Raw genomic sequence first — 12,298 nt, 5'->3', positions numbered from 1 at the left:
CCCCGAAAGGAGACCCCGGTGCCGGTCCTTCCTGGAGCTGAGCCCTTCCGTCATGAGGGCGGCGAGGTCGGCGTCCTCCTCTGTCACGGATTCACCGGTTCACCGCAGTCGCTGCGCCCCTGGGCCGAGTATCTGGCGGAGCGCGGACTGACCGTGTCCCTGCCGCTGCTGCCCGGGCACGGCACGCGCTGGCAGGACATGCAGGTCACCGGCTGGCAGGACTGGTACGCCGAGGTGGACCGCGAGCTGCGGGTGCTGCTGGAGCGGTGCAGCCAGGTCTTCGTCTTCGGGCTCTCCATGGGCGGCGCGCTGACACTGCGTCTGGCCGCGAAGCACGGCGACTCGGTCAGCGGCATCGTCGTGGTCAACCCGGCGAACAAGGTCCACGGCCTGTCGGCACACGCCCTGCCGGTCATGCGGCACCTGGTGCCCACGACCAAGGGACTGACGAGCGACATCGCCAAGGAGGGCTCGGTGGAGGTCGGATACGACCGGGTACCGCTGCACGCCGCGCACTCCCTGCGGAACTTCTTCCGGCTGGTCGACGGCGAGCTGCCGCAGGTCACACAGCCGATGCTGCTGCTGCACAGCCCGCAGGACCATGTGGTCCCCCCGGTCGACTCGGCCCGCATCCTCAGCCGGGTCTCCTCGACCGACGTCACCGAGATCCTGCTGGAACAGAGCTACCACGTGGCGACGTTGGACCACGATGCGGAGCGGATTTTCGACGAGAGTTACGCGTTCATCGGCCGCCTCGCTCCGAGTGTCGGGAAGAAGGGGAGCACCACCGGTGGCTGAGCAGCACGACGCGGACCGCGAGCCGCAGCCGATCGACGAGGAGGCCGCCTGGGCGGCCATCGTCGCGGGGTACGGCGAGGAGCCGGCCGACCCGCCGGGTGCCAAGCCGTTCAAGTCGGTGGACGACCTCGCCCTGCTGGAGGGCGATCTGAACGAGACCCCGAAGCGCGCCCCGAAGGAGCGCCCGGCCGAGCCGGAGCCGGAGCCCGACGAGGACGACGCCGGAGACGGGGACGCGGACCGGCCGGCGCTGGGGAGCTCCATCACCTTCGCGCCGGGCGTCGGCGGCCCGCGCGACTACCAGGTGGCCGAGCCCCAGGACGAGGACCTCGACGACGGCGACGAGGGCCACTTCGTACCGCCGGAGCCGCCGCCGCTGCCGGAGGCCGATGTCACGGCCAGGTTCGCCTGGCTCGCGGTCGTCGGCGGCCCCGTGCTGATGCTGATCGCGGTGCTGCTGCAGTGGGACATGACGTGGTGGCTGACCACGCTGTGCGTCGGCGGTTTCCTGGGCGGCTTCGCCACTCTGGTGGCCCGGATGTCGCACGGCGACGACGAGGACGACGACGACCCGGGCCGCGGCGCGGTGGTGTAGCCGCTCAGGCCTTTCAGGCGCCCGGGACCCGCAGCGCGGCCAGCACCGGAAGGTGGTCCGTCGCCGCGCGCAGGTCGGCCTCGGTGATCCCCGGGAGGCCCAGCGGCACACCGCATCCCAGCACCTCGACGCCCTGTGCGGCGAAGATCGCGTCGATCCGCTGGTGCGGGTTGTCCGGCGTCGAGGTGTACTGACCGCCCCAGGGCGCGACCGCCCAGCAGTCCTGAAGCGACTCCGCGAGCCTGCGGAAGCTGCGGCCTGTGGGCCGCTCGTTGATATCGCCCGCCGCGATCGCGTACGGCACGTCCATCGCGTCGAGCCGGTCCAGCAGCATCCCGGCCTGTGCGTAGCGCTCGTCGCTCCGCAGGCTCAGATGACAGCTGAGCAGCCCGATCCGGGCGCCCCCGATCCGTACGACCGCGGTGGCGAAGCCGCGCCGGTGCAGTCCGGGGGTGAGCGGCAGCAGCACGTCCTGCGTACGCTCCACCGTGGCGCGCAGCGAGCAGAGCAGAAGCGGCCCGGTGGCGGTCGCCCCGCCCGTCAGGACCACGAGCTCGCTCTTGGCGGCGAGCCGGGCGGCGTGTTTGCGCCAGCGGAAGAAGCGCGGGGCCTCCTGGACGAAGACCAGGTCGGGCCTGCAGGCGCGGATCACCCGGGCCAGCGCGTCCTCGTCGTCACGCAGGGAGCGGATGTTGTAGCTGAGCACCCGGATCACTGCCGAACCGTCCGGCTCGGTGCGGGAGTTGGGCAGCGGGCTCGTAGTCGCCATGGCGATCAAGATACGACAGCGCCCGCCGCTCCCCCATGGGGCGCGACGGGCGCGGTCACTCGTGTCGGGGGCTCAGCCTTGGCGCGCCAGGTCCGCCGCGCCCACCAGGCCCGCCTTGCCGCCCAGTTGGGCAGCGAGCACCTGGGCGTGCGGACGCCACTGGCCGCCGATCAGCCAGCGGCGGAAGGAGTTGCGGATCGGGTCGAGGACCAGCTCGCCCTCGTCCGAGACACCGCCGCCCACGATGAACGCGGACGGGTCGAAGAGCGAGGCGAGATCGGCCAGACCGGCGCCTGCCCAGCGGGCCAGCTCGCGGAAGGAGTCGATCGCGACCGGGTCGCCCTGGCGGGCGGCCGCGCTGATGTGCTTGCCGTCGATGCCCGCGACCGTGCCGTCGCCGAGGCCGAGGAGCACCGCCGCGTTCTCGGGGGTGGCATTGGCGCGCTGCTTGGCGTACCGCACGAGGGCGCGCCCGGAGGCGTACTGCTCCCAGCAGCCCTGGCTTCCGCAGCCGCACAGCAGACCGTCCGGGACCACGCGGATGTGGCCGAACTCCGCCGCCACGCCGAAGCGTCCGCGGCGCAGCTTGTTGCCGATGATGATGCCGCCGCCGAGCCCGGTGCCGAGCGTGATGCAGATGACGTCCTCGTGGCCCTGGCCGGCGCCGAAGCGGTACTCGCCCCAGGCGGCCGCGTTCGCGTCGTTCTCGACGACCACGGGGAGGCCGACGCGCTGTTCGACCTTGTCCTTCAGCGGCTCGTGGCGCCATTGGATGTTCGGCGCGAACAGGACGGTGGCGCGCTTGTCGTCGACGTATCCCGCGGCTCCGATGCCCACGGCCTCGATGTCGTGCCCCTCGCCGGCCCCGGCCACGGCGGAGCAGATCGCGTCGACAATGCCCTCGGGGGTCGACGGGGTGGGCACCGTGTACGTCTCAAGAATGGTGCCCTCTTCGTCGACCACGCCGGCCGCGATCTTGGTGCCGCCGATGTCGACGCCGATGGTGAGTCCCATGTGTCCCTCAGTTTTCGGTCGAGCCCCGCTACGGCCAACCGTACCCGAGGGCGGGCACCGCCCGGCTCAGTCCAGGTCGATGTGCTCGCTCGCCCCGGGGCCCTCGTCGCGGGGGTCCGTGGCGTCCCCGGAGATGTCCGGATCCGGGGTCCGCTCCTGGGTCCAGCGTCGCTCATGGCCCTCGACTGCGGATCGATAGGCGGCGAGCAGTTCGCTGCCGGCCGCCGCGAGGTGGTCGAAGATCTCCGGGTTGCGTTCGATGACGGGCTCGACCGCGGACTTCGCCTGGCTGACCAGCTGCTGCACGGCGCTCTGCGCGGCGATGCCGGGCAGCGACGTCTGGAAGGTGGAGACCCTCTCGGCGACGACGTCGAGGAGTTTGCGCAGCTCCTCGGCGGCGGAGCCCGGCGGTGTGCCGTACTGGGTGCGGCGGCGGGCCTTCTCGGCCTCGAGATCCTCGGCGCAGGCCGTGGCCCAGGCGTCGTCGTCGACGGCGGGACGCTCGGTGGCATCGCTCATGGCGTACTCCTGCGGAAGGACGGGCGGAACGGAGGGTTAGGGGGTGTCCCCTCGTACGCTCGACGTTACCCGAATGGAGGCAGGACCTTCAGCGGGCGCGGGGCCACAGCTCGGGGTCCGGCGTGAAGCGGACCCGCAGCGCGCCGTCCGTGAGTCCGGCGCCGGACACCGTGCAGCGGCGCAGCACGGAGTGCAGCGGAACGATCCTGCGGAAGGGGCCCACGGTGACCAGGAGTTCATCCCCGCGGCGTACCAGCGAGACCTCCTCTTTCACCGCGCCGGGCAGCGGAAGGTGCCAGACGTAGAGCGGGCCCTCGCCGTCGTCGGCCGTGCCCGGGAACTCGACCCGCCAGGGGTCGTCCCTGCGCTCGCCCGGGTCCGGGGCCGGCTCGACGGCGAGTCCGCCGTCTTCGAGGAGAGCGCCGAGGTCGTCGAGGCCGCGCGGGTCCCGGCCGAGGTGGCGCACCTCGCGGAGCGGGATTCCGGGGGCCCACTGCGCGTACCACTCGCGCAGGTGCTTCTCCTGCTGCGCGCAGAGTGTGGCGAGCCAGGTGTCCGGGGACTGCCTCGGCAGGATCCGGTTCGCTACGAAGGTGTCGACATCGAGTCCGTGCAGCGCGAGCCCGGAGCGGGCCGTGCGCAGGACGTCCGCGGCCGCGGGTGAGGGCTCGGCGACCACGCGCAGGGTCGTACCGCGGGCGTCGATCACCGTCTGCACACCGGCCAGTTCGGTGTCCCAGCGATCGGCGGTCGCGTACAGCCACTGCGCGGGCATCGGTACGCCCGCGAGCTGGGCGAGCATCGGGCGCAGCGCCCTGGCGGCCTGCCGCTCCACCGGCAGCAGGCGGCGCAGATAGCGGCGCAGCTGCTCGGGCAGGGCGAGCGCGGCGACGGTCTCGCGCAGTGGCGGCATGTCGACGACGAGCACGTCCCAGTCGCCGCGCGAGGCGACGGTCAGCGCGCGCAGCAGCGCGAACTGCTCGCTGCCGGGGAGTTCGGTCAGCTCCTCGTCCTCCAGCGGCCTCGCGCCCAGCAGGTCGAGCGCGCCGGAGCTTCGCTCCTGAAGGGCCATGAACTCCGCGCGGAATGCGGCGCCGGCCTCGATACGGGCGGCCCACAGCCCGCCGGTGGCCTCGGCCGGTTCGACGAGGCTGCCGGTGACGGGCGTTCCGAGGATGTCGCCCGGCTCCGCGGAGAGGAACAGCGTGCGCTTGCCGCTCCGGGCGGCACAGAGCGCGGTGGCGGCGGCGACGGTGGTACGGCCCGCGCCGCCGAGGCCGGTGACGAGGACCGTGCGCATCAGGCGGTGGGACCGCTCTCGACGCGCTTCTTCAGACCGGCCAGGGCGCGGTCGATGATGACCTTCTCGGCCTTGCGCTTGATCATGCCGAGCATGGGGATCTTGACGTCGACGGTCAGCTGGTAGGTGACCTCGGTACGGTCACCGCCGCCGACCGCGGCCAGGGTGTACGAGCCGTCGATGGCGCGCAGCATCTGGGACTTGACCAGCGTCCAGCTGACCTCGTGGTCGCCGTTCCAGGTGTACGCGAGGGTGTGGTCGTCCTTGATCGCTCCGGCGTCCAGCACGAGGCGGACCTGCTCGGCGCGGCCCTTGGCGTCGGTGGCGAGCACCTCGGCCTCCTTCACCTCACCCGTCCACTCCGGGTAGCGGGCGAAGTCGGAGATCACGCCCATCACGTCGGCCGGCGCCGCCTCGATCGTGATGCTCGAGCTGGTGTGTTCCGCCATCGCTGCGGCTCCTCACAGTGCGGTACGACCGGGGGTGGTGTGGTGTGCAGGCTACCGCGACCGGACTGGTCACCGGCGCGGGGCCCGGTCTCACCACTCCAGTGCCCACGGCCGGCCGGTGGAGGCGAAATGCCCGACGTTGACGCATTCCGTGGCGCCGATGCGCATCCGGTCGACGAGCGGCTGGTGGATGTGGCCGAAAAGCGCGTACCGGGGGCGGGTGCGGCGGATCGCGTCGAGCAGCGCGTGGCTGCCGCGTTCGAAGCGGCGCGCGACCGTGTCGTAGGTGAGCTCGGGTACCTCCGGCGGGATGTGCGAGCAGAGCACGTCGACCTCGCCGATCGCCTCGATCTTGGCCGCGTACTCCTCGTCGGAGATCTCGTAGGGGGTGCGCATCGGGGTGCGCAGTCCGCCGCCCACGAAGCCGAAGGTCCGGCCGCCGATCTCGACGCGCTCTCCGTCCAGGACGGTGGTGCCCGGGCGCGCGTACTCCGGCCAGAGGGCAGGAATGTCGACATTGCCGTAGGTGGCGTACGTCGGGGTGGGGAAGGCCGCGAACAACTCGGCGTACTGGCGTCGTACGGCCGACTCGATGGCGCTGTCCCGGTCCTGCCGCAGTTCGCCCCAGAGCCTGCGGCCCAGGTCGCGGGCCTCGTCGAAGCGGCGGGCGGTACGCAGTTCCACGATCAGATCGGCGTTCTCGACGCCGAAGAGGTCGGGGAAGATGCCGCGCGAGTGGTCGGCGTAATCGAGGAAGAGCACGAGGTCACCGAGGCAGACGAGGGCATCCGCGCCGTCCCCCGCCCGGGCGAGATCCTTGGCGTTGCCGTGCACGTCACTCACCACGTTGACTCGCATGCCTCGCATGACGATCACCCTAGGACGGCCCTGTGACGGCTGGGTAGTGGGGGCGGGCAGGCCGTTCTTCCGAGTCACGACAGGTGTGGACTACGCTCGCGGAGCGATGCCATAAGCGATGCCATACGCGTGTGACGCAGGGAACATCTGGCCGGAACCCCCTATCCGGAACCGAGTACTGGTGGGTAACGTCCGGGCAGTCCAGTCGTGCTCACCCCCAATGAGCACCTGCCCGATCTTGGACCGCAGCCGGTGCATCACACAGAGCCGTGGCGCCGGAGCCCGATGAGGAGCAGCAGTCTTGCGCGAGTTCAGCCTTCCGGCCCTGTACGAGGTCCCCTCAGACGGCAATCTGACGGATCTCATCCGCCGCAATGCCGCAATGCACCCCGATGTCGCGGTGATGGGCAGAAAGGTGGCAGGCGTCTGGACGGACGTCACCGCCACCCAGTTCCTCGCCGAGGTACGGGCCGCCGCCAAGGGGCTGATCGCCGCCGGCGTACGGCCCGGTGAGCGGGTCGCCCTGATGTCCCCCACCCGCTACGAGTGGGTGCAGCTGGACTTCGCGATCTGGAGCGCGGGCGCCGTCACCGTCCCGGTGTACGAGACCAGCTCGGCCGAGCAGGTCCAGTGGATCCTCGGTGACTCGGGTGCGGTCGCGGTGGTCGTCGAGAGCGACGCGCACGCCGCCGCCGTCGAGTCCGTACGCGACCGGCTGCCCGGCCTGCGGCACATCTGGCAGATCGAGAAGGGCGCGATCGAGGAACTGACCGCCGCGGGCGCCGAGGTCGGCGACGAGACGGTCGACGAGCGCAGCGCGAGCGCCAAGGCGGACGACCCGGCGACGATCGTCTACACCTCGGGCACCACCGGCCGCCCCAAGGGCTGTGTGCTCACCCACCGCAGCTTCTTCGCGGAGTGCGGCAACCTGGTCGAGCGCCTGAGGCCCCTGTTCCGTACGGGCGAGAGCTCGGTGCTGCTCTTCCTCCCGGCCGCGCACGTCTTCGGCCGCATGGTCGAAGTCGCGGCCGTGATGGCGCCCATCAAGCTCGGCTGTGTGTCGGACATCAAGAACCTCACCGACGAACTGGCCTCCTTCCGGCCGACGTTGCTCCTCGGCGTGCCGCGCGTCTTCGAGAAGGTCTACAACTCGGCGCGGGCCAAGGCCCGGGCGGACGGCAAGGGCAAGATCTTCGACAAGGCAGCGGACACGGCCATCACCTACAGCCGTGCACTGGCCACTCCCGAGGGCCCCTCGATCGGTCTCAAGTTCAAGCACAAGGTCTTCGACCGGCTCGTCTACAGCAAGCTGCGTGCGGTCCTCGGCGGACGCTGCGAGTACGCGATCTCCGGCGGAGCACCGCTGGGCGAGCGCCTCGGCCACTTCTACCGCGGCATCGGCTTCACGGTCCTGGAGGGATACGGCCTGACCGAGTCGTGTGCGGCGACCGCGTTCAGCCCGTGGGACCGCCAGAAGATCGGCACGGTGGGACAGCCGCTGCCGGGCTCGGTGGTGCGGATCGCGGACGACGGCGAGATCCTGCTGCACGGCGAGCACGTCTTCAAGGGCTACTGGAACAACGAGGCGGCGACCGCGGAGGCGCTGACCGACGGCTGGTTCCACACCGGCGACATCGGCACCCTGGACGAGGACGGCTACCTCGCGATCACCGGCCGCAAGAAGGAGATCCTGGTCACCGCGGGCGGCAAGAACGTCGCTCCCGCCGTGATCGAGGACCGCATCCGCGCGCACGCACTGGTCGCGGAGTGCATGGTCGTGGGCGACGGGCGGCCCTTCGTGGGCGCGCTGGTCACCATCGACGAGGATTTCCTGGGGCGTTGGGCCTCGGACCACGGCAAGCCCGCCGATTCGACGGCGGCGTCGCTGCTCCAGGACGCCGATCTGCTGGCGGAGGTCCAGCGGGCGGTCGACGACGGCAACGCGGCCGTGTCCAAGGCGGAATCGGTGCGGAAATTCCGCATTCTCCCCTCCCAGTTCACCGAGGAGGCGGGCCACATCACGCCGTCGCTGAAGCTGAAGCGCAATGTGGTGGCGAAGGACTTCGCCGACGAGATCGAGGCGATCTACCGCGCCTGACCGGTCTCTCGGGTCCGCTCGGTCTCTCGGGTCCTCGGCGACGAACGGATTGCATCCGCTCGGGCCGGGGACCCGCGCCGTTGGCCCGCTTCCTGCCTTACAGAAGCGTCCGCAGCTTCTCCGCCAGCAGGTCCCAGCGCCACTTCTCCTCGACCCACGCCCGGCCGCGCTCCCCCATCCGCCGCCGCAGCTCGGGATCTTCGAGCAGCGCCACGATCCTCTCGGCCGACTCCTCGGCCGAGCCGCCGCGGACGACCCAGCCCGTCTCTCCGTCGAGTACGGCGTCGGGGGCGCCGCCCGAGTCGCCCGCGACCACCGGAAGACCGGTCGCCGACGCCTCCAGATACACGATTCCGAGGCCCTCGACATCGAGGCCGCCCCGGCGGGTGCGGCAGGGCATGGCGAAGACGTCGCCCGCGCCGAAGTGCGCCGGCAGTTCCGCCCAGGGGACGGCGCCGGTGAAGCGCACGGAACCCTCGACCCCGGTCTCGGCCGCGAGACCCCTCAGCTCGTTCTCGTACGGGCCACCGCCCACGATCAGCAGCACGGCGTTCGGCACCTTCGCCAGGATGGCGGGCATCGCGCGGATCAGGGTGTCCTGCCCCTTGCGCGGCACCAGCCGCGAGACGCACACCACGACCGGACGGCTGCTCAGCCCGAGCCGGGCGCGGACCACGTCGCCGCCGGAGCCGGGGTGGAAGGTCTTCTCGTCGACGCCGGGCGGGAGTTGGACCATGCGTCCGGCCGCCTCGGGCGTCAGCGCCGCGGCGATGCGTGAGCGGGTGTACTCACCCAGATAGGTGATCGTGTCCGTGCCTTCGCCGATGCGGCGCAGCAACTGCCGGGACGCGGGCAGTTGCGCCCAGCCCGCCTCGTGGCCGTGCGTGGTGGCCACCAGCCGCCGCGCGCCCGCCTTGCGCAGAGCCGGAGCCATCAGCCCGAGCGGGGCGGCCGCCCCGAACCACACCGACTGACAGCCGTGCTCGCGCAGCAGCCGGGTCGCCTTTCGGGTGACGCGCGGAGTCGGAAGCAGCATGGTCGTACGGTCGCGTACGACCGTGAAGGGCTGCTCGGCGTCGAAGGCCGCGGTCGCCTCGTGGCCCTCGCGCCCGCGCTTCCAGGTGGAGGCGTAGACGACGAGCTGTTCCGGGTCCAGACGCAGCGCCATGTTGTGCAGGAACGCCTGGATGCCGCCGGGCCTGGGCGGGAAGTCGTTGGTCACGATCAAGGTCTTGTGCATCGCCGCCGACAGTACCGAACGGCCCTGCCTCACCGCTCCCGAGCCGCCTCGCCCGGCATCATAGGCACCCATAAAACGGCACGAATGGGATGGGGTGCTCATGGCCGGCGTCGCCAGCGGGAGCGACAGCGCGAGCGGTGGCGGCAGGCGCCTTCCCCTCGCGGTGTGGATCCTCACCAGGACCGCGCTGATGCTCTGCGTCCTCAAGGTCGTCGCCTTCCCGGGCCCCGATGTCACCACCGATGTCTCGGGGATCTACCAGGGCTGGTACGAGGTCCTGAAGACCGGCATCTTCCCCATGGACGACGTCACCTGGCAGTACCCGCCCGCCGCCGCGCTCGCGGTCCTCTCCCCCGCCGTGCTGCCCTTCCTCGGCTATGCCACCGCCTTCTTCGTCCTCGCCCTGCTCTGCGACGCGCTGGTCCTCTCCCTGCTGCTGTACGCCGGCGGGCGGCCGGGCAAGTCCCAGCGCGGCAGCTGGGTCTGGGTGGCCGGTGTGGCGCTGCTCGGCCCCACCGCGTACGCCCGCTACGACCTGATGGTCACGGCCGTCGCCGTGGTCGCCCTCCTGGCCGGGGTACGCCATCCACGCAGCCTGGGCGCGCTGGCGGCCTTCGGTGCGCTGCTGAAGGTCTGGCCGCTGCTGGTGCTCGCGGGCACCCCGCGCGGCCGGGCGACGAGCCGCTCCTGGGCCACCGCGGCGGGCACGGCGGCCGCCCTGATGCTGCTGTTCGTCTCGGCGATGCCCGGCGCGCTTGCCTTCCTCACCTTCCAGCGCGAGCGCGGCACGGAGATCGAGTCTCTGGGCGCACTGGCCTTCCATGTGGCCCGGCACCACGGCTGGGACGGTCAGGTGCTGCTGAACTACGGCTCGGTGGAGTTCATCGGCCCCCACGTCTCGCTGGTCTCCGCGCTCGCGATCACGCTCACCGCCATCGCGTTCGCCTGGCTGCTGCTGTGGCGGCTGCGCGCGAAGAAGTTCGCGCCGAGCACCCCGTGCGACGCGGCCTTCACCGCCGTACTGCTGTTCACCACGACAAGCCGGGTGATCAGCCCCCAGTACCTGCTCTGGCTGGTCGGTCTGGCCGCCGTCGCGCTGGTCTTCCGGCGCAGCCGGATGGGGCTGCCCGCCTGGCTGGTGCTGGCGGCGGCGGGTGTCACGCTGCTGGAGTTCCCCGTCTGGTTCGCGCATGTGGTGGCGAGCGACCCGCTGGGCGTGGCGCTGCTGGCCGTACGCAACGGACTGCTGGTCGCGGCGACGCTGACGGCCTGCCTGCGGCTGTGGCGCCAGACGGTCACCGAGCCGCGCCGCCGCAAGCTGCTTCCCGCCCAGTCGACCCGCGACAACGCGCTGATGGCCTCCTGACTCCCCACCCGGATGACAACTGGGGGCCAGGCTCAGGCGTCCAGCCGTTCCCGCAGATAATCCCGCCAGCGCACCGTGAAGTCCGCGGGCGACGTCCCCAGCACGTCCGCCATGGCCTTCTCGACCGCGCTCGCCCGGTGCTTGCCACTGCCGACTGCCCGGTAGAAGGCGGTCAGTTTCCGCTCGCCCCAGCGCTCCGCGATCAGTTCGCACGCCAGCCAGCCGCCCTCGTACGCCCGCGCCAGCGTGTCCCCGTCGCCGCCGAAGGCGAAGTCCGCGTCGGCGGGCAGCACGGGCGGCAGGTCGCCGCGCCGGACCGCGCGCTGGAGTTCGGGGGCGATCTGGCCGGTGGAGCTGCCCGTGCCGCGGTACGCGACCCAGTCCGCGAAGCCTTCCGAGAGCCACATCGGGGTGGCCGCCGAGGTGTACGCGCGGGTGGCGACATGGGTGGTCTCATGGGTGAGCACGACGCCCTGGCCGTAGTCGCCGAGCACCGAGTACGCCTCGGGGTTGACGATCACCCGGTCCGCGGGCGCCGTCCCCGCCGCCCCGGTCTCGCCCGTGGTGACCGCCGCTATCCCCCGGTACCCGGCCGCGGGCGCGCCCAGCAGCTCTCCCATGGCGTCCAGCGATGCGGGGACCAGGACGACGACGCGCCGGGCCCAGGGGGACGGCCAGGCTGCCGAGACGGCCGGTACGGCCCGGTCCGCGGTCGCGGCGACCGCGCGCAGCCGCTTGGCGTCCTGGCCGACGGCGAGGACCAGGCTCCGCCTGCCGCGCGCCACCTGGACCTCGCCCTGCTCCCAGAGCTGGCGGCCACCGCCCTTGTCTGCGCGGTCGGCCGTCACGTACCAGCGGCCGTCGTGCCGGGTGAGCTCCAGAGTGCGGGCCGCGGTCACCGGAGCCGTGTCGTAACCGGCTATGCGGTAGCGCAGTTCGGCCTGCGCGACCGCCCGTGTGCCCTGCCGCTTCACATCCCCCAGCCGGTACTCCCAGGAGCTCAGCGGCACATCGGCGAGATTGCGGAACTCCCGTCGCTCCACCGTCCGCAGCGACCCCGCAGCGGGGTCCACGGCCTCCAGATAGGCGCTCTCGTCATGGCCGACGACGGCGGCGGCGCGCTCTTCGAGCGTGCGCTGGATGTCGCGCACGGTGGTGTCCGGCGCCTCGGGGGCCACGCAGCCGGACGCCAGCAGGGCCGCGGCGAGTACAAGACCCGCCGCGTGCCGTATCGCCCGGCGCCGTGCGCGCCCCTGACCTGCCACAGTGCCGATCGTACGGAACGCGGCGCC

At 71.8% G+C, this 12,298-nt stretch carries 12 protein-coding genes; 4 read left to right on the top strand and 8 right to left on the bottom strand.

From position 1 onward, the window contains the following. The first annotated feature begins 18 nt into the window (after positions 1-18). Positions 19-798, top strand: a complete 780-nt coding sequence (locus tag OOK40_RS06750; RefSeq protein ID WP_266478963.1) for a carboxylesterase — start codon at positions 19-21, stop codon at positions 796-798. Next, on the top strand, positions 791-1,393 hold the full coding sequence (locus OOK40_RS06745) for a hypothetical protein (protein WP_266477316.1): 603 nt from the start codon (positions 791-793) through the stop codon (positions 1,391-1,393). The genes OOK40_RS06750 and OOK40_RS06745 overlap by 8 nt, the downstream gene beginning before the upstream one ends. Positions 1,394-1,406: 13 nt before the next feature. On the opposite strand, the gene OOK40_RS06740 is transcribed toward OOK40_RS06745, so the two are convergent. From OOK40_RS06740 to OOK40_RS06715, 6 genes are all read right to left on the bottom strand, one after another. Continuing rightward, positions 1,407-2,162, bottom strand: a complete 756-nt coding sequence (locus OOK40_RS06740) for an endonuclease/exonuclease/phosphatase family protein (protein ID WP_266477314.1) — start codon at positions 2,160-2,162, stop codon at positions 1,407-1,409. Between the two features lie 72 nt (positions 2,163-2,234). Further along, complete coding sequence (locus OOK40_RS06735; RefSeq protein ID WP_266477312.1) at positions 2,235-3,176, bottom strand: ROK family glucokinase; 942 nt, start codon at positions 3,174-3,176, stop codon at positions 2,235-2,237. A gap of 66 nt (positions 3,177-3,242) precedes the next feature. Further along, positions 3,243-3,695: a DUF5304 domain-containing protein gene (locus tag OOK40_RS06730; RefSeq protein WP_266477310.1), complete on the bottom strand. Its 453-nt coding sequence runs from the start codon at positions 3,693-3,695 to the stop codon at positions 3,243-3,245. Between the two features lie 88 nt (positions 3,696-3,783). Next, positions 3,784-4,995, bottom strand: coding sequence for an ArsA family ATPase (locus OOK40_RS06725; RefSeq protein WP_266477308.1), 1,212 nt, complete (start codon positions 4,993-4,995; stop codon positions 3,784-3,786). Then, positions 4,995-5,444, bottom strand: a complete 450-nt coding sequence (locus OOK40_RS06720; protein WP_266477307.1) for an SRPBCC family protein — start codon at positions 5,442-5,444, stop codon at positions 4,995-4,997. The genes OOK40_RS06725 and OOK40_RS06720 overlap by 1 nt, the downstream gene beginning before the upstream one ends. A gap of 90 nt (positions 5,445-5,534) precedes the next feature. Beyond that, a complete protein-coding gene (locus tag OOK40_RS06715; RefSeq protein WP_266478959.1) occupies positions 5,535-6,302 on the bottom strand; it encodes a metallophosphoesterase in 768 nt (255 codons plus the stop codon). A 301-nt stretch (positions 6,303-6,603) separates the two neighbouring features. Between OOK40_RS06715 and OOK40_RS06710 the strand changes: the two genes are divergently transcribed. Further along, positions 6,604-8,400: a long-chain fatty acid--CoA ligase gene (locus OOK40_RS06710; protein ID WP_266477305.1), complete on the top strand. Its 1,797-nt coding sequence runs from the start codon at positions 6,604-6,606 to the stop codon at positions 8,398-8,400. 97 nt (positions 8,401-8,497) lie between these two features. Here the strand turns inward: OOK40_RS06710 and OOK40_RS06705 are convergent, their stop codons facing one another. Then, entirely contained in the window at positions 8,498-9,640 is a 1,143-nt protein-coding gene (locus OOK40_RS06705; protein ID WP_266477303.1) for a glycosyltransferase family 4 protein, read from the bottom strand. Between the two features lie 100 nt (positions 9,641-9,740). Here OOK40_RS06705 and OOK40_RS06700 point away from each other — a divergent pair, with 100 nt between their 5' ends. Continuing rightward, complete coding sequence (locus OOK40_RS06700; protein ID WP_266477301.1) at positions 9,741-11,006, top strand: glycosyltransferase 87 family protein; 1,266 nt, start codon at positions 9,741-9,743, stop codon at positions 11,004-11,006. A gap of 32 nt (positions 11,007-11,038) precedes the next feature. Here OOK40_RS06700 and OOK40_RS06695 read toward each other — a convergent pair whose 3' ends face one another. Continuing rightward, positions 11,039-12,271, bottom strand: coding sequence for a hypothetical protein (locus tag OOK40_RS06695; protein ID WP_266477299.1), 1,233 nt, complete (start codon positions 12,269-12,271; stop codon positions 11,039-11,041). Positions 12,272-12,298 lie beyond the last annotated feature (27 nt).

The organism is Streptomyces sp. NBC_01481, assembly GCF_026339995.1.
Lineage (GTDB): Bacteria > Actinomycetota > Actinomycetes > Streptomycetales > Streptomycetaceae > Streptomyces.
The sequence above is the reverse complement of the archived record's forward strand: the minus strand, read 5'-3'. Positions and strand labels throughout refer to the sequence as shown.